Genomic DNA, 25,240 nt, shown 5'->3' with positions numbered 1-25,240 from the left:
TTTGACCAACCAAGCCCTTTGTGAACTCGCCGCTCAGAAGACTCCGCTGGAAGCTCGAGAAGAAATAGACGGATGATCGATGCCCCGGATTTTTCTCAATTGTGATTTTCGATGAGCTGCATCATTTGCTGGCGAGCAAAGGAAGAAATATAGTTGCGGCCGTACCTAAATTTGCCAGGAATGAAACTCCCGAAATCGTGGAAGAAGAAAGCTTACCGGCAGCGATTTTTATCTTTGCAAAAATGACTTCTTTGTTTTCAAGCTTTGCGATCAAGGGATGGGTTTGGATAAACATCCCGAATATCTCTTTGTAAGTTTTCCAAAACAGCTCATCACCGAACGCTGCACTCGACCGATACACCGTCTCGATTTGAATAAGGTAATGTTCGAGTACATTCGCTACACGCCGGTCAAGCTGGCCAGCTTTCAACATCTCCCGGATTGCTTCGTGAATTGCATTTAATGCTGTTTCGAGTTCATCATTTGGTGTTTCGTAGAGTTCCACAGCCTGCAAACGCTCGGACATAGCATCAAGGGCTTGGAGGTTCGTAGCTGTATAATGATTACCCAGCACCTGGTCGGTTCTGGTGAGCAAATTTTTCACATCAAATGTTAACGAGAGAGCTTCAACGCAACTTAGCCAGTGCTCCCTTACGCTTTCCTTCTTTAAAGGCACCGCTTCTACATCACGGCGCAGGGCTCCGCACAACGACTGATATTGGAAATGAAATGAAGCATAATTTTCGGAACCCGTACCTGCTGCTAAGGCAGCAAGATTATGGAATAATTCTTGGCCTTGATTCCGCTTCGCTAAAATTTCCCTGATATTTTCAATCAGTAAGTGAAGCCGCTCGGCTCTGTCGGTCGTCATGGTTATTCAAATCATCCTCTTTTGTCAGATCATTCAGGTATTTCGCAAATGCAGAAAAGGCAGATCGCAGGTATGGAAGTACTTGTTGTCACGCATTTTCTTGAAACGCACCCATCTTCCTCCCGACTCAGCAATATGCTCTCATAGCGCGCAGCCAAAATGCAACAGAAGGGGAAGCGCTAATGGGCGCCATACACGAGCCAGATGGCTCGCCTAGGCCAGTGTTGAAACCGAGCAGGCGGCAGCAGCATTGTGGACGACGGCGGAAGAGTTTGAACGGATCTATGCGCGTGCAAGCCCGGACTTCCAGCAGGCGGCAGCGAACCCCTTCTGAGCGGTCCGCTATTTCAAACGGTCCGCAATCGGTCCGTCGATCTCGTTTCAAAGCCGTCGTCCGAAGCATCGAAAACGTGGAACGACGATCAAGGAGCTTGGCCCCGACAAATCCGCGTGAAGTCTAGAAAGACCCGGCGATTGTTGACTTGGGAAAGAAAGGATAGAGGTACCAGAGCATATAGATGAACAGGCAGCCGCTGACGATTGCCAGGAAATAGACGGCACATACCGGAAGGCAGTCCTTCCAATATCTGCGCGGCATCTCCGCGTCCTGTCTAACGAAACCATCATCGCGTGGGAACCCAGTAGCACTAAGGCGGCCCCTCATTTTTTCAGCCTTATCATAAAGCCACTTGGCCGCGATCGCTGATAACACGAGCACCAAGATTCCTGCTGCGTGATTAATTATGAAATCAATGTATACCATTGGTAGAAGACTTTCGAATTACTGCAGATAATGCCTTTCAGCACACCGAGGTGTGTAATTCGTAAATTCAAAGCAGAGGATTTTCTAAGTGGCTGTTATCGTCTACCAATGTACCGCTGATCCCCCCAACTGGAATTTTTTCAGCAAAACGCCGCGTGGTATAGCGTACGAAACCAGTACTCATTTTGTACATCAGTACGGCGGTGGCGACGGCGTATACACGATTTCACCTGGCTTAACTGTTACCGAGGCCAAATCAGGCTCGTCGCTTCAAAGCTGGGTCGTACAGCGGTTTGGCGCTCAGGGGATTGAAACGGCAAGGTTGGCCGAAGGCGAAGTGATAGATAAAGTGTGGCGACCTGGCCTCTATTACGAGGTCGACATCCTTCAAGCACTCAATCTGTCGATGCATGAAATTCAGCAGACGGAGAGAAGTCTTCTCTTGCTTTTCCATCGATTAAACGAGGTACTGAACTTTATTGAGCCCTCAACCCAAGGGTTGGCCTCGTACGGTCATCGCACCAGAGAGTTGTTGATACTGGCATGCACCGAGGTTGAAGATCAATGGAGCCAGATGCTCCGCTCGGCCGGCGTTACGCAAGCTATCCTCAAGACCAAGGACTATTTCCGTCTAAAGGCACCCCTGCATCTTGCCGAATTCGAGGTTGGGATGCCGACTTACGCAAATGTTGCTGCAGTCGCCCCATTCCGTGGTTGGTCAACGCCTGCAACAACCCAGTCGCTCCCTTGGTATGACGCATATAACAAAACGAAACACGACAAGAAAAATCACTTCGCCGACGCGACGCTGCAGCATTGTATTGAAGCGGTCGCAGCCAATGTGGCGCTATTCTGCGCGAGATTTGGTCCCTATCGGTTGATTGAAAACCGTGGCACGATTGGAACGCAGTTCAATGAGCTGTTTAGGATTTCAATGCTCAATCCGAACTTCAAGACGTTCTATGTCCCTAAAATCGATATTACAAAAATAACGAACCCGCAGTTGATCGTGTTTAACGGGAGCGACCATGCGCTCGGGCGGACAGCGCATCCGCTCACAGTTTAGACGAATAAGGTGCGCAGGTGCAACCTGGCTGGCTCAGGCAGGCGTTGATACAGAGCAAGCAGCGACATCTCTCGGCATGACGGCTGAGGAGTTCGAGCACCTGCGCCCATGCAAGTCCGAACTTCCAGCAGCAAGCGGCCAATGCATTTTAACCGGTCCGCCGAAGCAATCGGTCCGCTTATATTGATTTGGGTTTGTTGAAGAAATCTGTTCGGGAATGAAAACCCTTATAGGCCAAGGGTTTTAGCTGGTCGGAGTGGAGTGATTCGAACACTCGACCCCCACGTCCCGAACGTGGTGCGCTACCAGACTGCGCTACACTCCGTGACCAGCGGCGCCTCTATAGACCGGCCTATCATGTTGTGCAAGCACCAAAATTCAAAAAGCCGCGGGAATTTTTGACAGGCTCGTGACAAACCCCTTCAGCCGGCCGTGCAGCAAAAAGCCACACCCGCGGCAAATTCCTCAGAAGCGGCCAAGTGGCAATTTTCTTTTGCCGGGTTACGCGCTAAAGGGCTTGGCGGGACAGGCGAAACCGTCGTGAAGGCGGCTTCGCAGCCACTGGCTAGATATCAGGGACGACACGATGAAATTCCGCACCATGACCGGGGCCGCCGCGCTTGCGATTGCGCTTGCCGGATGCACCACCATACCTACTCCCGGCAACCCGATCGAGGCACGCTGGGTCGGCCAGTCGGCCGGCAAGTTCTTTGCCGCCTACGGCCCGCCGCTCAGCGACCGCGACGAAGGCTCTTCGACGATCTACACCTGGAAGGGCGGTTACAAGACGGTGCGCGTTCCCGCGAAATATGCCGAAGGTGCTGACGGTAAGCGCGGCAAGCAGATTGCGAGCGCCCGCACGCTCTACCTGCGCTGCCAGGCCGAAATCACCACCAATTCCGACTACACGATCCGCGACATCCGCACCGTCAACGATATCCCCGGCGTGGACGGACCGTCCTATTGCGCCGAATTCCTGGCACCGGCTCAGAAGTAAGTCTGACTGCCTGAAAGACGTTCGATCGAGGCTCGCCGGTGAAAATCGGCGGGCTTTTTCTTTGCGTGGCTAGAAAAGCGCAAAAGCCTCGCCCTGCTTCGCGACAGGGCCTTCGATAACATGATCGGTATCTGGAAATGTGGCTGGGGCGCCTGGATTCGAACCAGGGGATGGCGGTACCAAAAACCGCTGCCTTACCGCTTGGCTACGCCCCACCAGAGCCGAAGCGCGTGCCGCTTCGCCAAAACGTGGCCTGATTAGCAAAGGTCTGTCTGCCCGACAATCACTAAGTTCACTGCGACGTCATATTTGTATGCGCTGTCCCACCGGCATGGTAGGACTTCTGGGATCGACACAGCCAATGGAGCTACCGTTGAGCCAATATCGCGCCCGTCCGCCCGCGCTTGCCACGCTGATCCTCGACGATGCCGTCGTGCGCATCACCCAGTGGGATTTCGAGCCGGGTGCCGATACCGGCGTTCATACTCATGGGTTCGGCTATGTCGTGGTGCCGATGACCGATTGCCAGTTCCTGATCGAGGATGCCGAGGGCAGTCGCAGGGTGGATGTCGCCAAGGGAGCGGCCTATCGCCGTGAGGCCGGGACGGAACACAATGTCGTCAATGCCGGCGACAAACCCATGTCCTTCATCGAGATCGAATATAAATAGACATGTCCGGCGCGAACTTCGATCTCTTCTTCGATCCGGCCTATGGCCAGGCAGTTGCCGTCGCCGATGGTATCCAGCGCCTGACGGCAAAAAATCCGAGCCCTTTCACCTTCCATGGCACGAACAGCTATATCGTCGGCAGCTCGTCGGTCGCCGTCATCGATCCGGGTCCTGAGAACGAAGCGCATTTTGAAGCGCTGATGGCAGCGCTTGCCGGCCGGCAGGTGACGCATATCTTCGTCAGCCACACCCACCGCGACCACTCGCCGCTCGCAAGGCGACTGAGCCAAGAAACGGGAGCGCTGACGGTCGGCGAAGGGCCGCATCGCCCATCACGACCGCTACGCGACGGCGAGATCAATCCCTTTGCGGAGAGCTCGGACATGGATTTCCTGCCCGATATCGCTATTCGTGATGGAGAGACGATTTCCGGCGACGGCTGGGCGCTGACGGGCGTGCTGACGCCGGGCCACACGGCCAATCACGCGGCCTTCGCGCTCGAGGGCCGCGGCATCCTGTTTTCTGCGGATCATGTGATGGCCTGGGCGACGACGATCGTCGCACCCCCCGATGGTTCCATGGCGGACTATATGGCCTCGCTCGACAAGCTGCTCGACCGCGACGACCAATTGCTGCTGCCCGGCCATGGCGGACCGGTCACCTCGCCTGCGCCCTTCCTGCGCGGATTGAAGACGCACAGGCGTCTGCGCGAGCGATCCATCATCGAGCGTCTTCGGAAGGGGGACAGCACCATCCCCAAAATGGTCGAGGTGATCTACCGCGATACCGATAAGCATCTGCATGGTGCTGCGGCACTCTCGGTGCTGGCGCATATCGAGGAATTGATGGAGCGCGGCGAGGTCAGCGCCGACGGGCCGCCGTCTCTCTTTGCGCATTATCGATTGGCGGGAGACTGACGATGGCGGCGCGTGCGGATTACAGCTATCGCGACGATCCGTCCGTGCCAGCTTTTGCCGACGACAAGCCGCTGATCCTCTTCGATGGCGAATGCGTCTTCTGCTCCGGCTGGGTGCAGTTCCTGCTGAAGCGGGACACGGAAAAGCGCTACCGCTTCATCGTTGCCCAGACGCCGCTCGGCGAGGCGCTTTACCGGCATTACGGGCTGGAGACGCGGAACTACGAGACCAACCTGCTCATCGACAAGGGCCGCGCCTATTACAAATCCGATGCGACGATCCGCATGCTGGAGGGGCTCGGCATGCCGTGGGCTCTGGCCGCTCTGCTCAGGATCGTGCCGCGGTGGATTGCGGATGCGGCTTATGGGGTGGTTGCGCGGAATAGGCTGAGGATCGCGGGGCGCAGGGAGAGCTGCGTGGTGCCGACGGCGGATATGCGGGAGCGGTTTTTGGGGTGAGGCGTGCGCTGGACCGCACGGGACTTGCTGGCACGTCGCATTCCAGGAGAGGTTAGTAATAGGGGTGTTTTAATATGCCTCACCGGATCCCGGCCCTTCGCATGGCTCCGGGCGTTCGCCCCTGTAATCGATCCACTGGATCGATTACTGCCGCTTTGCGGCACCGGGGCTCACCCACCCGCGATCCCCAGGAGTTCGGAGTCGAGAGCACCCAGATATTGCTCGGCCACTTCGGCGCTGAAGCCGAGATCGTGCTGGCCGTAGCGGGAGGCGACGCGCACGTCGACGAAGGTGGTTTCAGCTTCTTCACGCAGACGGATGATGATGTCGAAACGCAGGCCGAGGATGAAGGTGCGGGTCGTGCCCTGCACGATCACGCCATTCGCCCCGCGGATCAGCTTGGCAACACTATCCTCATAGGGCCGCGGCGTCGGCACGGGGATGACATCGGGTGAGTCGGCCACACCGTTTTCCGGCTGAGCGGGAACGGGCTTGTCCTCCAATTCGCGGCCGGGCGTCGTATCGCCTTCGCTTTTGGTGATGGTGATGCCGTTCTGCTTGGCGACCTTCTTGACCGCCTCGAGAACGCGGTCGAGCGCGCCGTCGTAGCGGCGGCCGGTCAGCTCAGGATAGGCGACAAGCTGCCTCTCGCGGTCGCCCGGCGTGATCACCGGGTCGCGCGGAAGCCAGATCTGGTCGGCCTGCGGCGGCGAGAGCCAGTCGGGTGTGGCGGCCGTATCCGTGGTGACGTCATAGATCGCCGGCAGGGTGAAGTAGCGCTCTGCCGCAAAAGCGCCGATGCCGAGCGGAAAGGCGGCGTAGATGAGGGCCGCCAGCGCATTCAGCCCGCCTTCGGCACCCGTCATCCAGAGGCTGCGCAGGCCGATCGCGGCCAGCAGGGTGGCGAGGACAGCGCAGCCGACGGAAACGAGCAGCACCAGGATGAGATAGGGGGTCGCCAGCCCGCCGAAGCGATGGGCGATCAGCACCGCCACCGAAAGCACAAGCGCAAACGCCCCGAAATGCCGCGAAAAGCGGGCAGCGCTGGAAACGGGACGATCGAAGCGGATGGCCATTAAATTTACCGGTTGGTCGGCGGCAGCTTTTGAATGCACCTGCCGCCATCAACTTTTCTAGTGCAAGATTCGTCTAAATTGAAACTCTTGTCTGAGGATTGCCGAAGCAATCCACTTCAAAGGCCAAATCAAAGAGCACACGATCTACATAAGCCATTGCTGATATGCCGTAAAAAGGCCATTCTGCCGGGGTCTCATGTATTTCCCACGAAACAGGAGAGACAGATGATCTCATCCCAGACGATGGAAAGGCAGCAGGCTTCCTCGCTTGGCGGCATTGACCGCGCCGAGCCGCTGCTGCCGCTGGAACTTCTCGAACTCGAACTTTCACTGGAAGGTTATGCTGGCGGCGAGGCCGGCTTCTGCGAGGCGGTGCGCAAGGCAGCGACTGAAACGCGCGGCGAATTTCTCTTCGACCTGCCGGCGGCAGGTCTTGTCGAGGATTGCCGGCGCATTGCCGTGCTGCGCATCCCGACGTCGGACAAGAAGATGCGTGTGGTTCTTGCCCTGCTCGATCAGAATGGCACGGAAATCCGCATGCAGGCGCCCGATGAAAATACCGAGCATCTTGTGCGTTTCGCCGATGCCTTCATCGAAGTGCTGGAGCGGATTTAGAGCATCAGTCGCGGCCGGCTGCGGCTTCCGCCAGCGAGCGGAAGGGAAACTTGCGGCCGCATTCGCATTTCAGCATGAAGCTTTCCTGATGGACCGAGGGGCGCTGCACGAAGAAACCGCGCGGCAGCTGATCCACCTTGAAGTCGGGGGTTTTGCGCTTGGCGTCGTCGATCTCGGAGGCTTCGGCAAAGCCACTATTGCCGCATTGCGGGCAGGTAAGTTTCTTCGAAAATCGATCGCGGATCGCCATGGTGCTCTTTCCAGTGCTGCTGTCTTTGCTCTTACATAGGAACGCATGGCGGGGAAAGTGGAACCAAGCATGCATCCTGTCGTTCCTTCCTCGATGAAGGAGGCGAATCATGCCGAACAAAGATCCGATTCCCACTCCCGGCGAAGAGACGCCGCTTGGCCCGCAGCCGACCCCAGGCATTCCCGACCGCATTCGGGAAAAACCGCCGCTGCCGCCAGTACAGGACCCGAGCGACACGAAGAACCCGGAAGGCAAGCCGCTTGACCCGGCGCTGCTGCCGATTGGCGACCCTGCGGGCGCGGCCTGATATCACAGTCAGGTTGATGAGCCTGGCAGGTTGACGGCGCCTGGGAGATGGATTTTCCTGGTCGGACGTTGATGCTCCAAGGAATAGACCGATGCGCCCATATGTTCTGCCGCTTCTTGCCGTTCTGGCCGTCGGGCTTGCCGCCTGCCAGACCCTGACGCCCGAGGAGCGCCGGGCTCGTGACGAGCAGACCTGTCTCGGCTACGGCTTCAAACGCGGTACGGACGGTTTTGCCAATTGCCTGCAGCGCATCGATCTCGACCGCCGCGCCCAGGCCCGCTACGACAGCGACTGGGTGATGGCCGACATGGCCTATAATCTGAACGGCCCCTACGTCTATCCGCGCTATTACCGCTATCGTCACTGAGCGCCTGAGATCACCGCCTGGGCCGCCGCAAGTCGGGCGATCGGTACGCGGAAGGGCGAGCAGGAGACATAGTCGAGGCCGATCGTCTCGCAGAAATGGATCGAGGCGGGATCGCCGCCATGTTCGCCGCAGATGCCGAGCTTCATGTCGTTGCGCGTGCGCCGGCCGCGCTCTGCGGCGATGCGAATGAGTTCGCCAACTCCATCGAAATCCAGCGAGATAAAGGGATCGTGCTCGATGATGCCCTTACGCTGATAGGTCGGGATGAAGGCCGAGGCATCGTCACGTGAAATGCCGAAGGTGGTCTGCGTCAGGTCGTTGGTGCCGAAGGAAAAGAATTCGGCCGCTTCCGCAATGACATGGGCGCGCAGTGCGGCGCGTGGCAGCTCGATCATCGTACCGACGAGATAGTCGATCCGCATCCTGGCCTCCGACATGACATCCTGCGCCACGGCATCGATCTTCGCCTTGACGTAATCGAGCTCGGAACGCAGGCCGACGAGCGGCACCATGATTTCGGGAACGACGGCGGCACCGGTTTCCTGTGCCGCGGCGACGGCTGCCTCGAAGATGGCACGGGCCTGCATCTCGACGATTTCGGGATAGGAGATGGCAAGGCGGCAACCGCGATGCCCGAGCATCGGATTGAACTCATGCAGCGCATCGACGCGCTGGCGCAGCGCCGTGGGTTCCATGCCCATTGCATAGGCGACCTCGGCAATCTCCTCATCGCTCTTCGGCAGGAATTCGTGCAGCGGCGGATCGAGCAGGCGGATCGTCACCGGCAGGCCGTGCATGACGGTGAACAGGCCGGTGAAATCGCTCCGCTGCATGGGCAGAAGCTTGTCGAGAGCGCCCCGCCTGCCCTTCTCGTCCTCAGCCAGGATCATCTCGCGCATGACATGGATGCGCTCACCCTCGAAGAACATATGCTCGGTGCGGCAAAGCCCGATGCCCTCGGCGCCGAAGGAGCGCGCCGCGCGGGCATCCGCCGGCGTGTCGGCATTGGTGCGCACGGTCATGCGGCGGGCGCGGTCTGCCCAGCCCATGATGCGGCCGAAATCGCCCGACAGTTCCGGCTGGATCATCGGCACTTCGCCCTTCAGCACCTGGCCGGCGGAACCGTCGATGGTGATGATATCGCCCCTCTTCAGCGTCACGCCGATACCGATCAGCCTTTCGTTGCGGGCGTCGATGCGCATGGTGCCGGCGCCGACGACGCAAGGGATACCCATGCCGCGGGCAACGACGGCCGCATGGCTGGTCATGCCACCACGCGTCGTCAGGATGCCTTCCGCCGCATGCATGCCGTGAATGTCTTCGGGGCTCGTCTCGACGCGCAGCAGAATGACCTTGCGTCCTTCGGCCTCCGCCTCGACCGCCTCTTCCGCCGTGAAGACGATCTCGCCGGTTGCCGCCCCGGGCGAAGCCGGCAAGCCGGAACCGATCACCTGGCGGCTGACGCGCGGATCGATGGTCGGATGCAGGAGTTGGTCGAGTGTCGAGGGCTCGATACGCAGGACGGCCTCATCCTCGGTGATCACGCCTTCGTCCACCATGTCGACGGCGATCCTCATCGCCGCGCGCGTCGAACGCTTGCCGGAGCGCGTCTGCAGCATCCAGAGCTTGCCGCGCTCGATGGTGAATTCGATATCCTGCATGTCCCGGTAGTGAGATTCGAGCTCGGCGCAGATGCTGCCGAACTCCTTGAAGGCCTCCGGCATCAGCTTTTCCATCGAAGGCTTCTCGGAGCCTGAGGCGATACGCCCCTCCTCAGTGATGCTCTGCGGCGTGCGGATGCCGGCCACCACGTCTTCGCCCTGCGCATTCACAAGGAACTCGCCGTAGAGGATCTTCTCTCCGGTCGAGGGATTGCGGGTGAAGGCAACACCTGTCGCTGACGCATTGCCGAGATTGCCGAAGACCATGGCCTGGATATTGACCGCCGTGCCCCAGGCTTCCGGGATATTGTGAAGCTGGCGATAGGTGACGGCGCGTGCGCTCATCCAACTTGCAAACACCGCACCGACAGCGCCCCAGAGCTGTATTGCCGGATCCTGCGGAAAAGACTCGTCCAGCTCTTCCTCTATCAGCGCCTTGTAGAGCGAAACGACGTGCTGCCATTCAGTCGCGCTGAGCTCGGTATCGAATTCATGGCCAAGGCGTGCCTTCTCATCCTCGAGAATTTCCTCGAAGAGATCGTTGCCGAGACCCATGACGACATCGGCATACATCTGGATGAAGCGGCGATAGCTGTCCCAGGCGAAGCGCGCGTCACCGGCATCATGGCCGAGCGCCTGCACCGTCTCGTCATTCAGGCCGAGATTGAGCACCGTATCCATCATGCCCGGCATGGAAACACGGGCACCAGAGCGAACGGAGAGCAAAAGCGGCTGGTTGCCCGCACCGAAACGGCGGCCGGTTGTCTGCTCGATGCCGGCAATGCCCGCAAGCACCTGCTCCTTCAATGCCGGATCGATCTTGCGGCCGTTCTTGTAATAGGTGTTGCAGGCTTCGCTGACGATAGTGAGGCCGGGAGGAACCGGCAAACCGAGGCTGCACATTTCGGCGAGATTGGCGCCCTTGCCGCCAAGAATCTCCCTATCTCGCGCCCGGCCTTCAGCCTGCCCGTTGCCGAACGTATAGACCCACTTGGTCATCTTCCCCCCAACACCATTTCGGGGACCAGCTTAATCCCTTGGTGTTGAAATGAAAATCGACAATTGCGGCGAAATGTTGCGCCGCACAATAAATCCCTAAGGGTATACAGAATCAAACGATTGAAAATCGTGAGGCGCATAAAAAAAGCTTTGCGGGACTGCAACAACGGTCCCGCAAAGCCTTGTTTCCGTCCGGCCAGGAAAACCGGACGGGGGGTCCACTTATGCCTGGCGGCCTTCGGTCCCCACCCCGCCCGAAGACTGCATTGCAAATTCCACTGAACGCAACGACCGATTGCTACTTATCCGCAATGACACGGTTGCGATAAAACAACTTCTAATGCAATACGCGCAAAAGAGCATCACCCAAATGGGGTACGTACCCGATGTGAAGGTGACCTTTTTTGGTCTTTAATTAAAATGCCGCCTCACGCCGTCTCGCGCAGACGCTCTGCGGTCTGCAAATCGACCGAAACAAGCTGGGAAACACCCTGCTCGGCCATTGTGACGCCAAAGAGGCGATTCATACGGGCCATGGTGATGGGATTGTGGGTAATGATGACGAATCGCGTCTCCGTAGACGCTGCCATCTCATCCATCAGATTGCAGTAACGCTCGACATTATGGTCGTCGAGCGGGGCGTCCACTTCATCCAGCACGCAGATCGGCGCAGGATTGGTGAGAAAGACGGCAAAGATCAGCGCCATCGCCGTCAGCGCCTGTTCGCCACCCGACAGCAGCGTCATGGTCTGCGGCTTCTTGCCCGGCGGGCGGGCGAGGATTTCGAGGCCAGCTTCCAGCGGATCGTCTGATTCGATGAGCTGCAATTCCGCCGTGCCGCCGCCGAAGAGGTGAGTGAAGAGGCGCTGGAACTGCGCATTGACGACATCGAAGGCGGCGATCAGGCGTTCGCGACCCTCGCGGTTCAGGCTCTGGATTGCGCCGCGCAGCTTGCGGATAGCGTCGATGACGTCGTCGCGTTCCTTGACGAGCGTCTCCAGCTTCTCGCTGAGCTCCTTCTGCTCCTCCTCTGCCCGCAGGTTGACGGCGCCGAGACGCTCGCGCTCGATCCGCAGCCGCTCGACCTCGCGCTCGACCTCATGCGGATCGGGCAGGCTCTGCAGCCCCGGCCGGCCGGCAAGGCGCAGCGCCTCATGCGGAGCCACGCTCAGCGCCTCGCGAATGCGCTGCTCGCTCTCCTGCCGCTTCTCGCGAGCGGAGACGAGGCGTTCCTCGGCGCGGCCGCGGCGCTCGCGGCTTTCGGCGAGTTCGGAAAGTGCCGTCGCCGCCTTGTGGTCGGCATCGCGCTGCAGCAGTTCGGCCTGGGCCAAGAGATCGGCAGCATGGCGACGGGCTTCCTCGGCCTTCTGCAGCTCCGTCAGCAGCGCGCGGCGCTTGTCGTCGAATTCGTCCGGCGCCATTTCCAGTTCGGCGGCCTCTTCACGCGCCTCTTCTTCGCGCTCGCGGAGCGTGGCGATGTGGTCCTCGGCGCTGGCAGCGCGCTGGCGCCATGTCTCGCGCTCCTGGCCGATGGCGACGATGCGGCGCTGGCGGGCGTCATTCTCCCGGTTGAGGCTCTCGTGGCGGGCGCGGGCTTCGGCAAGGGCGCCGCGATCCGTCGCGACCTCGGCCTGCTGGAAGCGCAGCCGTTCATCGAGCGCAGTCAGATCCGGCGCGTCTTCGAGTTCGATACGGGCATTTTCTTCCTGAACGGCGATATCCTCAAGCTGGGCCTGCAACTGGCTGACAGCTTCGGCAATGACATCGCGGCGGCGAATGAGATCACCGGAAGCGCGCTCGGCAGCGGCAAGCGCTTCCCGCGCTTCAGCCAGATGGCGGGCGGACAGGCGGCTCATATCACGGGCGTCAGCAAGCCGGCGCTCTTCGCCGCGGATGGTTTCAGCAGCGGCGGCGAGTTGTTCTTCGGCTTCAGCGAGGACATCGCGGGCAAGCTCAGCCTCGCCTTCCAGCTCGGCGAGGCGGTTCTTCTGGGCAAGACGGAGTGCTGCCGCACTCGGCGCATCCGCGCCAGTGACATGGCCATCCCAGCGATAGACCGCCCCTTCCCTGGTGACCAGCCGTTGGCCGGCCTTGAGCTCCTTCACCAGACGCGGTGCGTCAGCGGCAGTGACCAGACCGATCTGGCGCAGGCGGCGGATCAGAGCGGCAGGTGGGCGGACATGGTTCAGCAACGGATCGGCGCCGGCAGGAAGGGTCGGATCGCCGACACCGTCGCCGTTTTCCGACCAGTAGGCAGGTGCATTCGGATCGAGCGGGGATTCGAGATCGTCTCCGAGAGCGGCACCGAGCGCCGTCTCGAAACCACGATCGACCTTCAACTCCTCGGCAACCGGCGGGAATTCCCCTGCCGCGGCGCTGGCCAGCATGCGCTGGATGGTACGGGCTTCCGTTTCCAGCGCGTTGAGCTTGCTGCGCGCCTGCTCAAGCGGGGCGCGGGAGAGCGCCTCGGTCTCGCGCGCTTTAGCAAGCGCCTGTTCGACAGACTGGATCACCGCCTCAGCCTCCGCGACGGCAATCTCGCCGGCATCGACCATGGCGCGCTTTTCGTCCGGATCCGGCAGTGTCGCGATCTTCTGCTCGATGCCGGCGAGCTCACGGTTGGCCTCTTCCATCTGACGTTCGAGGCGCAGCTTGCGGTCGGAGAGGTCGCGGATGGCGCGTTCAAGCTGATTGCGGCCGGCGGCGGCTTCGGCGCGGTCTGCCGTCAGGGTGGTGAAGATGCGCTCGCTGTCGGCAAGCTTGGCGGCAGCCTCCTCGAAAGCCTGCCGCGTCTCCTCGGCATAACGGCCGGAATCGGCCAGGATTTCGGCGATATCGGCCTCTTCGGCATCAAGCCTTGCGAGGATCGTGGCATTATCGGCGACAAGCCGCTCCTCACGCCTGATGTCTTCGGCAAGCTGCGTCAGACGACGGGTAAGTTCGTCGCGGCGGCGCAGGATGCGGTTGGCATCTTCCTCGAGCTGGCTGCGGGCGATCTGCAGGCGCTGAAGTGCGGCGGCAGCCTTCGCCTCGCCTTCACGCAGTTCCGGCAGCTTCAGGGCGGCGATGCCCTGGTTCTTTGCCGCATCCATCTGGATCTGCGCCTTCTCGGCGACGACGACGGTTGCCTGGTTGAGCGCGCTGTCGGCTTCGGCCTCGGCCTCCTTCGCCTGCACCCAGCGGATATGCAAGAGCATCGCTTCGCGGGCACGGATATCGGCGGAAAGCGTCTTGAAGCGGTTTGCCTGGCGGGCCTGACGCTTCAGGCTCTCGATCTGGCTTTCGAGCTGAGAGGTGACGTCGTCGAGACGCTCCAGATTGCTTTCGGCCGCGCGCAGGCGAAGCTCTGCCTCGTGGCGGCGGGAATGCAGGCCGGAAATGCCGGCGGCCTCTTCCAGCAACTGACGGCGAGCCTGCGGTTTTGCGGCGATCAGCTCGCCGATGCGGCCCTGCCCGACCATGGAGGGAGAACGCGCGCCGGTGGAGGCGTCGGCGAAGAGAAGTTGCACGTCCTTGGCCCGGCTTTCCTTGCCATTGATGCGGTAGATCGACCCCTGTTCGCGCTCGATGCGACGCGTGACCTGGATTTCATCGCTGTCATTGAAGGCGGCGGGTGCGGTGCGCTCGCCATTATCGAGATAGAGGCCGACTTCAGCGGTGTTGCGCGCCGGGCGGTTTCCCGAACCCGAGAAGATCACGTCGTCCATGCCGGACGCGCGCATGTTCTTATAGGAATTCTCGCCCATGACCCAGCGCAGGGCCTCGACGAGATTGGACTTGCCGCAGCCGTTCGGACCGACGACGCCGGTCAGGCCGCGCTCGATGATGAATTCGGTCGGTTCGACGAAGGATTTGAAGCCGACAAGGCGAAGCTTGTTGAACTTCATGCCGCCGCCTCACCAAATGCTTCACCAAACGAAAAAGCGGGCGCACGGCTTTCGCCGTCGCCCGCCTTCGCAAAACGGTACGGATCAGAGGAGGCTGTCGATGAGGGCCGACATGGTGTCAACCGGCATGTCTCCAGAATAGCGCTTGCCATTGATGAGGAACGTCGGTGTGGCGTTGACGCCAAAATCCTTGGAACCCCTTTCCCGCGTGGCATTCACTTCATCCAGCAGCTTCTGGTTCGTCAAGCACTTCGTGAAGCTATCCTCAGTAAATCCGGCGAGCTTCGACATCTGAAGCAGCGCGGCGCGGCCATCATCGGCGGCAGCCCAGACCTGCTGCTGCTTGAAGAGCATGGCGACCATCGGGAAATATTGCTCGGGCGTTGCGAGCTCTTCCGGCTTCTGCGGGTTGCAGCGGGCGAGCATGAAGGCAGCGGCAGCGCGCGGATCGAAGGGGAATTCGCGCAGAACGAACTCGACCTTGCCGGTGTCGATATATTTCTGCTTGATCGTATCGAAGGTGGTGTTGTGGAAGTGGGCGCAGTGCGGGCAGGTCATCGACATATATTCGACGATCTTGACCGGGGCATCGGTCTTGCCGAGCGCCATTTCCGGCAGCGCGCCAGGGGTCATCACCTTGGCCATATCCACATCGCCATCCGGCTTCGGGATTTCGACGGCTGCCTGCGCCTGCGCCGTGCCGTATACCGCCATGGATGCAGTTGCGGTGGCGACACCGCCCAGAAGCTGGCGTTTCGTCAGTTGCATTTCAGAGATGCGCATGGGTTCCCCATAAACAAGTGTGGCAGCTGATTGTGCGATATAACGGCCAGAAGCCACGAACAAGGCACGCTTCGCCAACTTTCTTCAAAGAATTGTGACCTACGAAAGACGAGTAGTCAAAACCACGCAGGATTTCTCATTATCGATACACATCGCGGCGATTGCCGATGCGCACAATCAGAATGCGAACCGCGCCATCATTGATGTCAGCGATTACGCGATAGTCTCCGACACGGTATTTCCAGAAGTTTCCCAGCTCGGCGTCCTTCAGCGCCTCTCCGACCGATCTTGGATCGTCCAACTTTGAAATGCGGTCGTTGAGAAAGCGGAGGATACGGCTGGCGGCGTCGCGGCCGAGCTTTTCGAGTTCACGCTCCGCAGCCCGGTGAAACTCAATTCTCCACGCCATACCGCGCCATCAAGTCCGAGAGCGGCACAGTATCGGTTTCTCCCTTGCGAAGCTCCTCAAGGCGCTTTTCGGCAAGGAAGATGTCTTCCATATCATCAAGGTGTTCGAGGATGGCCTGCCGCGCATAAAAACTCTTGCTTCGCCCGGTGCGCTTGGCAAGCGCATCCAGGCGAGCTTCAATCTCCGGCGGCAATCTTAAAGCGAGCATAGGAGCCTCCATTGCTATACTTGTATAGCACCTGGGCCGATACGATATCAAACGAAACCTATCTGCCCCGTTTTCCCAATACCGCCGTGCCGAGCCGGGTGATCGCCTGTCTGATCTTTTCGTCCTCCAAGCCCTGCATCATGCTTTCCAGCTTGCGGGCCGCCTCGCCCTTCAGTGGCGGGGGCGTGCGGGAGCGCTTCACCGGCTGGTAGACCGGCTTCTGGACGATGCGGATCTGATGGACGGCGGCAAAACCGAAGAAGCTGTTGATGCGCTGGATCAGCTCGCCCTGGGCGTGGGTGAGAAAAAGCGCGCGCGCCCCCTCGCAGGCAACCGTCAGCACGCCGGGGCGGAAGCTGCCGTCATCACCGCCGCGCGCCCAGGCGATCTTTTCCGGGCGGGTGCAATCGGCGAAATCCTCGCCGGCGATTTCGTCCCAGGAACCAAGAAGCGCGGAGTTGATGCCGGCGCGGCGGGCGAGAACGGGATCGATGATGCCGTTCGTCAGCTCGGAAATCTGCTTCTCACCTTTGCGTGGATAACTCATCGAAACCTTGGTAAGCGGTGGTCTTTCGAAGCCGCCGGCTTGATCGCGCTGCGTTGTTTCGCCAAGTATAGAGCACTTCCCCTGATCGCGGCAAATAATGACGACACGCACACTGGACGCGCCGACCGCCTCCTTACTCCTTGAATGGTATGACCGCCATCACCGCGACCTGCCCTGGCGCGTATCACCGCCGATGGCGAAACGCGGCATCAAGGCCGACCCGTATCGCGTCTGGCTGTCGGAGGTGATGCTGCAGCAGACGACGGTTCCGGCAGTAAAGCCCTATTTCGCCAATTTTCTGGCGAAGTGGCCCTCGGTGATCGATCTCGCAAAGGCGCCGAGCGAAGAAGTGATGGCCGCCTGGGCGGGGCTTGGCTATTATGCGCGGGCACGCAATCTGAAGAAATGCGCCGAAGCCGTTGCCAGCGAATATGGCGGCATTTTTCCGGACTCCGAAGAGGGTCTGAAATCCCTACCCGGCATCGGCGACTATACGGCGGCAGCGGTTGCGGCAATCGCCTTCAACCGGCAAGCGGCCGTTATGGACGGCAATGTAGAGCGGGTGATCTCACGGCTCTATGCCATTGCCACCCCACTTCCGGCCGCCAAGCCGCTGATGCGCCAGAAAGTGGCACTGCTGACGCCTGCCGACCGGCCCGGTGATTTTGCGCAGGCCATGATGGATCTCGGCGCGACGATCTGTACGCCGAAACGCCCGGCCTGTTCGCTCTGTCCCTTCAACGGGTCGTGTGAGGCCCTGCGGTTGCACGATCCCGACCAGTTCCCGGTCAAGGCTGCGAAGAAGGAAAAGCCGATCCGCCGTGGCGCAGCTTTTGTGGCAGTTACCTCCGAGGGTGAGATCCTGTTGCGGCGGCGTGTGGAAAGCGGCCTGCTCGGCGGCATGACGGAAATTCCGACGACGGCGTGGACGGCGCGACAGGATGGCGAAACGTCGGCAGAGGCTGCACCTTTCGAAGCCGGCTGGGAAAGTGCCGGCACCGTCACGCATGTCTTCACGCATTTCGAGCTCAGGCTTTCGATCTTCCGTGCGGCAATCCCGGCCCCTGTCCAGACCAATGACGGATGGTGGGAACCGGTTACAAATCTTGAAGCTCAGGCGCTGCCGACCATCATGAAAAAAGCGATCGCAGCGGCTATTCCTCTCGCGTTCAAAACAGCCAAGGGATGACTATGGCAAACGACATCAAGCATATCGTTTTCGATATCGGCAAAGTTCTTATTCACTACGATCCCCATATTCCCTTCAGTCGCCTCATTCCCGATGAGGCCGAGCGCAACTGGTTTTTCGCCAATATCTGTACCCATGACTGGAACATCGAGCAGGACCGCGGCCGCACCTGGGCCGATGCCGAGGCATTGCTGATCGAGCAGCATCCGACCCGCGCGGAGCATATCCGCGCCTTCCGCAAGCACTGGCACGAAATGGTGCCGCATGCCTATGAAGACAGCGTCGCGATCATGGAAGGCTTCATCAACGAGGGCCGGGACGTGACGATGCTGACGAACTTCGCCTCCGACACGTTCCGCGAGGCGCAGGAGCGCTTCGCCTTTCTCAAGAAGCCACGCGGCGTGACCGTTTCGGGTGATGTCGGCCTCATCAAGCCGGATATCGCGATCTACGAAACCCATACGAAGAGCTTCGACCTCGATCCATCCGCGACAATCTTCATCGATGACGCACCCGCCAATGTCGAGGGCGCAAAGGCAGCCGGATGGAATGCCGTGCTCTTTACCGGCGCCGACAAGCTGCGCGCCGATCTTGCCACCTATGGACTGAAGGCCTGAGCCATGTCTTTCGATCCCGCTGATGCCATCGACCGCTTCCACGCGGCGATCAACGCGCTCGATTTTCCCGAGATCGAGAACTGGTTCGCCGAGGATGCGACTTATGTCTCCAACGGCGTCGGCAGCCTTGCCGGCCGGGCCGAGATCATGGCCGCCTTCCGCCGCTACTTCGACGATTATCCGGATCAGACGGCGGAGAATTCTCTGGTCGAGACCCTGACGCCGCTTTCGGGCCGCGCCGTCTGGTCCGTTCGGGCGACGCACAGCAAGACCGGAAAGCCGTTGATCCGCGAAGGCGAAGAGACGATCACCTTCAACGAGGACGGCAAGGTCACGCGCGTCGACGTGACCGACTATCAGGAATTCTGAAGAAGAATTTCAGTCCTGAAACAAGAGGCCCGGGGTTTTTCGACCCCGGGCTTCTTTTTCTTCTTCCGTAACTGGAGGTACAAACCGGAAGAAAGGTAAGTCTCAACCTTGCAAGGTGCTGCTCAGCCCACCTTTGCGAGGTCAGTGCGGATGATGGATCGCAATTCGTCGATCGGGCGCAGGGATTGCCCGTCGTCGAAATGCCAGAAGGTCCATCCGTTGCATGCATCGAGGCCCTGCACTTTCGCGCCGAGGCGATGAATGGAACCGGCCTCGCCACCAGCGGCGACCGTGCCGTCCGCGCGCACCACGGCGCTGTAACGGCGCTTGGCATCCGTCAGCACCTGGCCGGGCTTGATGAGGCCGCTTTCGACCAGCACGTTGAAGGCGATGCGCGCTTCGGCCTTCTTGCCGGTCATGACGGTCAGTTCCGCCTTGCCGAGCGGTTCGACGGCGGCGATGCGGGCAGAGGCCGCATCGATATAGTCCTGCTCGCGCTCGATGCCGACGAAGTGACGGCCGAGACGCTTGGCGACGGCGCCGGTCGTTCCCGAACCGAAGAAGGGATCGAGAATGATATCGCCGGGCTTCGACGAGGCCATGATGACGCGGGCAAGCAGCGCTTCCGGCTTCTGCGTCGGATGCACCTTCTTGCCGTCCTCACCCTTCAGGCGCTCGTTGCCGCTGCAGATCGGGAAGAGCCAGTCGGAGCGCATCTGCACATCGTCGTTGGCGGCCTTCATGGCATCGTAGTTGAAGGTATAGCCCTTGGCCTTGGCGTTCGGGCTTGCCCAGATCATCGTCTCATGGGCGTTCTGGAAGCGGCGGCCCTTGAAGTTCGGCATCGGATTGGTCTTGCGCCAGACGATATCGTTGAGGATCCAGAAGTTCAGATCCTGCAGCGTGGCGCCGACGCGGAAGATGTTGTGATAGGAGCCGATGACCCAGATCGTGCCCGTCGGCTTCAGCACGCGGCGGCAGGCGAGCAGCCAGGCGCGGGTGAAGGCGTCATAGGCTTCGAAAGAAGCGAACTGATCCCAGTCGTCATCGACGGCGTCGACCAGCGACTGGTCCGGACGGTGCAGTGTGCCGCCGAGCTGGAGGTTGTAGGGCGGATCGGCAAAGATGACGTCAACCGACTGGTTCGGAAGAGCCTCGAGGGCTGCAACGCAATCGCCCTTGATGATCGTGTCGACCCAAGAGCCCGGCTTTGCGGAAGTCTTCAGGTCGGCAAGCGGGAAAACAGACGCCATGTAGATACTCACTCATACGCTCTACGCTTAACTCTCCGTTATGGTTACGCAAGTTGGTTACCAAAGCCTGAAGCACCGACCCGTTTCGAGAAAATATTCCGGTTTGCGTATGATTAAGAGGCGGACTCCCGGCACAGCCCGCCCCGATTTCACTGCGCCGCCTGAGGCGCGTGAACCTGCCTGCTGTCCTCAGGTGCCTCGGCCCGCTCAAGCATGCCGTAGTCTCTGACGACATGGCCGATGCGCAGACGATAATCGGCGAAAATACCGTTGCGGCCGGCCTTTTGCGCCGCCCGATGGGCTTCGAGATTGCGCCACTCGCGCACCGCTTCCTCATCCCGGAAGAAGGACAGCGAGAGGATCTTGCCGCGCATCGTCAGGCTCTCGAAACGCTCGATGGAAATGAAGCCGTCGATCTTCTGGAGTTCGGATCTAAGTTCGCCGGCAAGATCAAGATATTTGTGGCGCTCGCCGAGATAGGGAATGACTTCGAAGATGACGGCGATCATGGCAGCACCAGCTTCGCATGCGGGACCGAGACGTTCTTGAGAAAGATCCGGTCCTCTTTGAGAATAAAGCGCTCGCGGCGGGCGAACTCATAATTCTCCCGGCCGAGCGGATCGGCGGTTAGCCTTGCACGGTAGGCCTCGTAGGCTGCGAGGCTTTCGATGTTATAGACGCCGTAGGCCGTCGTCGCTGAACCCTCGTGCGGGCCGAAATAACCGATCAGGTCGGCACCGTTGCGCGGGATCGCCTGTCCCCAGTTGCGGGCATATTCGGCAAAGGCATCCTTGCGGAAGGGGTCGATCTCATAGCGGATGAAGCAGGTAATCATCGGTTTCTCCTTTCGTATGAGAGGAGTTTTCACACATTGCGCTGCAGAGATGCTTCGGTTACGATCGAACTATGAAGGAAGGACCTGACATCGCGCAGATCGGTGCGCTCATCGGCGATCCGGCCCGCGCCAACATGCTGGCGGCACTGACGGGCGGCCGTGCGCTGACGGCGACGGAGCTCGCCGCAGCCGGCGGCATCACGCTGCAGACGGCGAGCTCACATCTCTCAAAGCTGGAAGGCGGTGGCTTGCTTGCCCAGCGCAAACAGGGGCGGCACCGCTATTTCACCCTGGCCGACGAGGCGGTGGCCCGGCTGATCGAAAGCATGATGGGTCTTGCCGCAAGCCGCGGGCATCTGCGCCACCAGCCCGGACCGAAGGATCCGGCACTGCGCAAGGCGCGCATCTGCTACGATCACCTCGCCGGCGATTACGGCGTGCGCATGCTGGACAGCCTGGTCGCATCGGGATCGATCGATGCCATCGGCGACGGGCTTGCGGTAACAACCAAGGGCGAGAGCGATCTGCAATGTATCGGCATCGATATCGGCAGCCTCAAATCCTCTCGCCGACCGCTCTGCCGCTCCTGCCTCGACTGGAGCGAACGCCGCGCCCATCTCGCCGGCAGCCTCGGCAAAGCACTGCTGGCGAGTTTCATGGAGAAAGGCTGGGCGCGACGAATACCGGAAAGCCGCTCGGTGGTCTTTTCACCCGAGGGCGATCGGCAGTTTCTGAAGCTGTTTCCGCTGCAAAGTTAGCAGGGCACGACTTGGTCCCTAAATGATGGTGAGCGGCCGTGCCGCAGCCGCTCGCCGCAAAAGCTGCCCGCGCCGCGCATTCCAGCCATGCCCCACCATCGGTTGAGCTTTCGTCCGCCATCGTGTAAAGCCGCATCATCCCCGAACAAGGCATGAGTATATGGACGGTTTCGACCTCATCATTTTCGACTGTGACGGCGTTCTGGTCGATTCCGAAATCATCGCAGCGGATGTCGAATCCAAGCTGCTGACGGAAGCAGGCTATCCGATCAGCATCGAGGAGATGAACGAGCGCTTCGCCGGTCTCACCTGGCACGACATCCTGCTCCAGATCGAACGGGAAGCGAGCATTCCGCTCTCAGCGTCCCTTATCGATCAGTCGCAGAAGCTTCTGGATATCCGGCTCGAACAGGAAGTCCAGGCCATTCCCGGCGTCGAATTCGCCATCAGCCGCCTGTCGATGAAGCGCTGCATCTGCTCGAATTCATCGAGCCAGAGGCTCGACATGATGCTTGGCAAGGTCGGCCTGAGGAAGCTCTTCGCGCCCAACATCTTCTCTGCGAAGGATCTTGGCCCCGATCGCGCCAAGCCGAAGCCGGATATCTTCCTGCATGGCGCAAGCCAGAGGGGCGTTTCGCCTTCCAAGACAGTCGTCGTCGAAGATTCCACGCACGGTGTCCACGCTGCGCGCGCTGCAGGCATGCGGGTGATCGGCTTCACCGGCGGCTCGCACACCTATCCCTCGCATGCCGACAAGTTGACGGATGCAGGCGCGGAGACCGTCATCTCACGCATGAACGATCTGCCGGGCGTGGTCGCCGCGCTGGCAGAGTGGGAAGGCGTGCCCTAAGCCGCAGCCTTGCTGCCTCCAGCCTCCCACCGAAGCTCGCACACTGAGCCCCCAGATTCGCGCGCGCTTTTATATGTGGATGACGGTTTGTCGCGTGCCGCACGTTCCGCGCCACTACAGCGCGTTCGACCGTACGAGATCGCGAGCAGCCGATTGCCTAGCTGCTCTTCTTGGAATTTTTGGCGTTCTTGGCGGGCTGGGTGTCGAAGCCGACATTGACGCGAACCAACGCACCGGAGCCGACCGGCATCTTGATGCCTTCGTGGCGGAAGATGACCTGCGTGGCAGGGGAGCCCGCCGGAATTTGCGTCGGGAAGTTGACGACTTCCGATGACAGCACGTCCTGACCATCCAGCACCGAGATGCGGATCGGCAGGGTGACCGGACCCGGCGTGCCGCCCGGACCGGCGACGAGGCGAAGCTGCGCCACGACGGTCATGGAGAGTGCCGTGTCGCTGAGCATGCACTGGCGGCTATAGTCGCCGAAAGATGCCTGGAAGACGACCTGCTGCGGATCACCGGTCTTCGCACCTTTCGCATAGGTGCGGTAGATCGCGTCCTTGTCACGCATGAAGATCTGCGGGCATGCACCCTGCACAACGGGTGCGACCGTTCCTTGCGCCGTGATGCCGGTGCCGATCGGGGCCTGGTTCGACGAAGGATTGGTCGGCGCGACCGGCATGATCTGGGCATTGCCATTCGGCTGAAGCGGAGCGGGGCCGCTGCTCGCAGCTGCGGCTTCAGGCTTGCTGTCGCCGCCGAGGCCGAGCGAATTGCAGCCAGCGAGGGCGGCAAAAAGCGATGCAGAAACAATGAGACGCGAGACCTTGCCGAGCACGATATTCCACCCCTTGCAAACGCTTTTCTTCTAGGTGCTTGCGACTTTCGCGCAAGGCCTTTCATGACAGTTGGCGATGGTCTATATCAGCGGCGCAAAGAAAAATCGATTGGGTAAGCACCGTTTTGATGCACTTTTCGGCGCCGGATGCAGGCAAGTTCAATAGGATACCTGCGACATTGCCCCAACAGGCCGGCAAGCTTCCGGTTTTCGGCGGAACGGCAGCGTCTCGTTTCCGCACCGACTTTCTCCAGCCATAGATCAAGGATGACGAACGTGGACTATATCTCGACCCGCGGCGAGGCCCCTTCCCTCGGCTTTTGCGACGCCCTGCTGACGGGGCTTGCGCGCGACGGCGGGCTCTACGTTCCGAGAAAATGGCCGAGTTTTTCCAAGAAGGAAATCCGCAGCCTGCGGGGCAAGACCTATCAGGAGATCGCCTTCACCATCCTGTCGCCCTTCACCAATGGCGAGATCCCCGAAGACACTTTCCGGGCGATGATCGACGAGGCCTACGGCACTTTCCGCCATCCGGCGATCGCACCGCTGGTCCAGACCGGCCCGAACAGTTTCGTGATGGAACTCTTCCACGGCACGACGCTCGCATTCAAAGATGTGGCGATGCAGCTTCTTGCCCGTCTGATGGATTACGCCCTGGAAAAGCGCGGCGAGCGGGCGACCATCGTCGGCGCCACCTCGGGCGATACGGGTGGCGCTGCGATCGACGCCTTTGCCGGCCGCGAGCGCACCGACATCTTCATCCTCTTCCCGCATGGCAAGGTTTCGCCGGTACAGCAGCGGCAGATGACGACGTCAACGGCCGGCAACGTGCATGCGCTTGCCGTCGAGGGCAATTTCGACGATTGCCAGAACCTCGTCAAAGCCATGTTCAACGACGTTGCCTTCCGCGACAGGGTGAAGCTCTCGGGTGTCAACTCGATCAACTGGGCGCGCATCATGGCCCAGATCGTTTATTATTTCACGACGGCGGTGGCACTCGGCGGACCGGACCGGAAGATCTCCTTCACGGTACCGACTGGGAATTTCGGCGATATCTTCGCCGGCTACTGTGCCAAGCGCATGGGCCTGCCGATCGACAAGCTCGTCATCGCCACCAATGAGAACGATATCCTGGCGCGAACGCTGAAGACCGGCCGTTATGACATGAAGGCGGTGAAGGCCACCACCTCTCCATCCATGGATATCCAGATATCTTCCAACTTCGAGCGGCTGCTGTTCGAAGCCTATGACCGCGACGTCTCCAAGGTGCGTGCCGCAATGGAGAGCCTCAAGCAATCCAATGGTTTCGAAATTTCGCCCGAAGCGCTGAAATTCATCAAAAAGGATTTCCGTGCCGGCCGCGCAAGCGAGCGCCAGGTGGCGGAAACGATCCGCAAGACCTATGCGGAAACCGGCTATCTGCTCGATCCGCATTCGGCGATCGGCGTCTTCGTGGCCGCCAAGAGGGAAAAGCCTGATACCCCAATGGTGACGCTTGCCACCGCCCATCCGGCAAAATTCCCGGCGGCCGTAAAATCCGCCTCCGGTATTGACCCGGCGCTTCCGACGTGGCTTGCTGATCTGATGCACAGGGAGGAGCGCTTCCAGATCATCGAGCCCGAGCTCAAAGCGGTTGAAACCTTTATCGGCAAGCATGCCCGCAGCTAGATGACGGCAGGC

At 60.2% G+C, this 25,240-nt stretch carries 27 protein-coding genes and 2 tRNA genes; 14 read left to right on the top strand and 15 right to left on the bottom strand.

The genetic code is table 11. From position 1 onward, the window contains the following. Positions 1–121: 121 nt before the first annotated feature. Positions 122–871, bottom strand: coding sequence for a hypothetical protein (locus tag FHT87_RS13075; RefSeq protein ID WP_183802354.1), 750 nt, complete (start codon positions 869–871; stop codon positions 122–124). A gap of 851 nt (positions 872–1,722) precedes the next feature. On the opposite strand from FHT87_RS13075, the gene FHT87_RS13070 reads away from it, so the two are divergent. Then, complete coding sequence (locus tag FHT87_RS13070) at positions 1,723–2,700, top strand: hypothetical protein (RefSeq protein ID WP_183802351.1); 978 nt, start codon at positions 1,723–1,725, stop codon at positions 2,698–2,700. 248 nt (positions 2,701–2,948) lie between these two features. On the opposite strand, the gene FHT87_RS13065 is transcribed toward FHT87_RS13070, so the two are convergent. Continuing rightward, positions 2,949–3,025, bottom strand: a tRNA-Pro gene (locus tag FHT87_RS13065). Positions 3,026–3,286: 261 nt separating this feature from the next. Between FHT87_RS13065 and FHT87_RS13060 the strand changes: the two genes are divergently transcribed. Then, positions 3,287–3,697, top strand: a complete 411-nt coding sequence (locus tag FHT87_RS13060) for a hypothetical protein (RefSeq protein ID WP_183802348.1) — start codon at positions 3,287–3,289, stop codon at positions 3,695–3,697. 140 nt (positions 3,698–3,837) lie between these two features. Here FHT87_RS13060 and FHT87_RS13055 read toward each other — a convergent pair. Next, positions 3,838–3,912, bottom strand: a tRNA-Gln gene (locus FHT87_RS13055). A gap of 158 nt (positions 3,913–4,070) precedes the next feature. Between FHT87_RS13055 and FHT87_RS13050 the strand changes: the two genes are divergently transcribed. Genes FHT87_RS13050 through FHT87_RS13040 form a run of 3 tightly spaced genes read left to right on the top strand, consistent with a single transcriptional unit; the run spans position 4,071 to position 5,742 of the window. After that, positions 4,071–4,367 (top strand): cupin domain-containing protein, encoded by a 297-nt coding sequence (locus tag FHT87_RS13050; protein ID WP_183735573.1) that lies wholly within the window; start codon positions 4,071–4,073, stop codon positions 4,365–4,367. A 2-nt stretch (positions 4,368–4,369) separates the two neighbouring features. Continuing rightward, positions 4,370–5,284, top strand: coding sequence for an MBL fold metallo-hydrolase (locus FHT87_RS13045; RefSeq protein WP_183802345.1), 915 nt, complete (start codon positions 4,370–4,372; stop codon positions 5,282–5,284). A 2-nt stretch (positions 5,285–5,286) separates the two neighbouring features. Then, positions 5,287–5,742, top strand: coding sequence for a DCC1-like thiol-disulfide oxidoreductase family protein (locus FHT87_RS13040; RefSeq protein ID WP_183802342.1), 456 nt, complete (start codon positions 5,287–5,289; stop codon positions 5,740–5,742). Positions 5,743–5,912: 170 nt separating this feature from the next. On the opposite strand, the gene FHT87_RS13035 is transcribed toward FHT87_RS13040, so the two are convergent. After that, positions 5,913–6,818, bottom strand: coding sequence for a DUF1499 domain-containing protein (locus FHT87_RS13035; protein WP_183802339.1), 906 nt, complete (start codon positions 6,816–6,818; stop codon positions 5,913–5,915). 225 nt (positions 6,819–7,043) lie between these two features. Between FHT87_RS13035 and FHT87_RS13030 the strand changes: the two genes are divergently transcribed. Continuing rightward, positions 7,044–7,433, top strand: a complete 390-nt coding sequence (locus FHT87_RS13030) for a hypothetical protein (RefSeq protein WP_183735569.1) — start codon at positions 7,044–7,046, stop codon at positions 7,431–7,433. A 4-nt stretch (positions 7,434–7,437) separates the two neighbouring features. Here the strand turns inward: FHT87_RS13030 and FHT87_RS13025 are convergent, their stop codons facing one another. Then, positions 7,438–7,683, bottom strand: coding sequence for a hypothetical protein (locus FHT87_RS13025; RefSeq protein WP_113427151.1), 246 nt, complete (start codon positions 7,681–7,683; stop codon positions 7,438–7,440). A 109-nt stretch (positions 7,684–7,792) separates the two neighbouring features. Between FHT87_RS13025 and FHT87_RS13020 the strand changes: the two genes are divergently transcribed. Both FHT87_RS13020 and FHT87_RS13015 read left to right on the top strand, forming a co-directional pair. Further along, the gene (locus tag FHT87_RS13020; protein ID WP_183802336.1) at positions 7,793–7,990 is read left to right on the top strand and encodes a hypothetical protein; all 198 of its coding nucleotides are present in this window, start codon (positions 7,793–7,795) and stop codon (positions 7,988–7,990) included. A 91-nt stretch (positions 7,991–8,081) separates the two neighbouring features. Beyond that, positions 8,082–8,357 carry a hypothetical protein gene (locus tag FHT87_RS13015; RefSeq protein WP_183735567.1) on the top strand — a complete coding sequence of 92 codons (276 nt, stop codon included), beginning with the start codon at positions 8,082–8,084 and terminating at the stop codon, positions 8,355–8,357. On the opposite strand, the gene ppdK is transcribed toward FHT87_RS13015, so the two are convergent. From ppdK to FHT87_RS12985, 6 genes are all read right to left on the bottom strand, one after another. Then, the gene (ppdK, locus tag FHT87_RS13010; RefSeq protein WP_183802333.1) at positions 8,351–11,017 is read right to left on the bottom strand and encodes a pyruvate, phosphate dikinase; all 2,667 of its coding nucleotides are present in this window, start codon (positions 11,015–11,017) and stop codon (positions 8,351–8,353) included. The two genes, FHT87_RS13015 and ppdK, sit on opposite strands and share 7 nt — an antisense overlap. Positions 11,018–11,445: 428 nt before the next feature. Next, positions 11,446–14,904: a chromosome segregation SMC family protein gene (locus tag FHT87_RS13005; RefSeq protein WP_183802330.1), complete on the bottom strand. Its 3,459-nt coding sequence runs from the start codon at positions 14,902–14,904 to the stop codon at positions 11,446–11,448. An 84-nt stretch (positions 14,905–14,988) separates the two neighbouring features. Further along, positions 14,989–15,687, bottom strand: a complete 699-nt coding sequence (locus tag FHT87_RS13000; protein ID WP_183802327.1) for a DsbA family protein — start codon at positions 15,685–15,687, stop codon at positions 14,989–14,991. 139 nt (positions 15,688–15,826) lie between these two features. Next, entirely contained in the window at positions 15,827–16,096 is a 270-nt protein-coding gene (locus FHT87_RS12995) for a type II toxin-antitoxin system RelE/ParE family toxin (protein ID WP_183802324.1), read from the bottom strand. Next, positions 16,080–16,304 carry a DUF6290 family protein gene (locus FHT87_RS12990; protein WP_183735562.1) on the bottom strand — a complete coding sequence of 75 codons (225 nt, stop codon included), beginning with the start codon at positions 16,302–16,304 and terminating at the stop codon, positions 16,080–16,082. Before FHT87_RS12990 ends, FHT87_RS12995 begins: the two co-directional genes overlap by 17 nt. A 58-nt stretch (positions 16,305–16,362) precedes the next feature. Beyond that, on the bottom strand, positions 16,363–16,851 hold the full coding sequence (locus FHT87_RS12985; RefSeq protein ID WP_183802321.1) for a DUF721 domain-containing protein: 489 nt from the start codon (positions 16,849–16,851) through the stop codon (positions 16,363–16,365). 97 nt (positions 16,852–16,948) lie between these two features. Between FHT87_RS12985 and mutY the strand changes: the two genes are divergently transcribed. The 3 genes from mutY to FHT87_RS12970 are packed head-to-tail and all read left to right on the top strand — an operon-like array spanning position 16,949 to position 19,026. Next, positions 16,949–18,040: an A/G-specific adenine glycosylase gene (gene mutY, locus FHT87_RS12980; RefSeq protein WP_183735560.1), complete on the top strand. Its 1,092-nt coding sequence runs from the start codon at positions 16,949–16,951 to the stop codon at positions 18,038–18,040. Between the two features lie 2 nt (positions 18,041–18,042). Continuing rightward, positions 18,043–18,657: an HAD family phosphatase gene (locus FHT87_RS12975; protein WP_183802318.1), complete on the top strand. Its 615-nt coding sequence runs from the start codon at positions 18,043–18,045 to the stop codon at positions 18,655–18,657. A gap of 3 nt (positions 18,658–18,660) precedes the next feature. Beyond that, positions 18,661–19,026 carry a nuclear transport factor 2 family protein gene (locus tag FHT87_RS12970; protein WP_183802316.1) on the top strand — a complete coding sequence of 122 codons (366 nt, stop codon included), beginning with the start codon at positions 18,661–18,663 and terminating at the stop codon, positions 19,024–19,026. Between the two features lie 122 nt (positions 19,027–19,148). Here FHT87_RS12970 and FHT87_RS12965 read toward each other — a convergent pair whose 3' ends face one another. From FHT87_RS12965 to FHT87_RS12955, 3 genes are all read right to left on the bottom strand, one after another. After that, positions 19,149–20,279: a site-specific DNA-methyltransferase gene (locus FHT87_RS12965; RefSeq protein WP_183802314.1), complete on the bottom strand. Its 1,131-nt coding sequence runs from the start codon at positions 20,277–20,279 to the stop codon at positions 19,149–19,151. 149 nt (positions 20,280–20,428) lie between these two features. After that, the gene (locus tag FHT87_RS12960) at positions 20,429–20,788 is read right to left on the bottom strand and encodes an antibiotic biosynthesis monooxygenase (RefSeq protein WP_183802311.1); all 360 of its coding nucleotides are present in this window, start codon (positions 20,786–20,788) and stop codon (positions 20,429–20,431) included. Beyond that, positions 20,785–21,114, bottom strand: coding sequence for an NIPSNAP family protein (locus FHT87_RS12955; RefSeq protein ID WP_183802308.1), 330 nt, complete (start codon positions 21,112–21,114; stop codon positions 20,785–20,787). Before FHT87_RS12955 ends, FHT87_RS12960 begins: the two co-directional genes overlap by 4 nt. A gap of 71 nt (positions 21,115–21,185) precedes the next feature. Here FHT87_RS12955 and FHT87_RS12950 point away from each other — a divergent pair, with 71 nt between their 5' ends. Together FHT87_RS12950 and FHT87_RS12945 are read left to right on the top strand one after the other, a co-directional pair. Further along, positions 21,186–21,872 (top strand): helix-turn-helix transcriptional regulator, encoded by a 687-nt coding sequence (locus tag FHT87_RS12950; RefSeq protein WP_183735554.1) that lies wholly within the window; start codon positions 21,186–21,188, stop codon positions 21,870–21,872. A 160-nt stretch (positions 21,873–22,032) separates the two neighbouring features. Beyond that, positions 22,033–22,722 (top strand): HAD family hydrolase, encoded by a 690-nt coding sequence (locus FHT87_RS12945; protein ID WP_183802304.1) that lies wholly within the window; start codon positions 22,033–22,035, stop codon positions 22,720–22,722. Between the two features lie 157 nt (positions 22,723–22,879). Here the strand turns inward: FHT87_RS12945 and FHT87_RS12940 are convergent, their stop codons facing one another. Further along, positions 22,880–23,563: a hypothetical protein gene (locus FHT87_RS12940; RefSeq protein WP_183735762.1), complete on the bottom strand. Its 684-nt coding sequence runs from the start codon at positions 23,561–23,563 to the stop codon at positions 22,880–22,882. A 264-nt stretch (positions 23,564–23,827) separates the two neighbouring features. On the opposite strand from FHT87_RS12940, the gene thrC reads away from it, so the two are divergent. Further along, on the top strand, positions 23,828–25,228 hold the full coding sequence (gene thrC, locus FHT87_RS12935) for a threonine synthase (protein ID WP_183802302.1): 1,401 nt from the start codon (positions 23,828–23,830) through the stop codon (positions 25,226–25,228). The last annotated feature ends 12 nt before the right edge of the window (positions 25,229–25,240 follow it).

Source organism: Rhizobium sp. BK316 (genome assembly GCF_014193695.1).
Lineage (GTDB): Bacteria > Pseudomonadota > Alphaproteobacteria > Rhizobiales > Rhizobiaceae > Rhizobium.
Note: the sequence above shows the minus strand (reverse complement) of the source record. Positions and strands in the feature narration are given on the sequence as shown.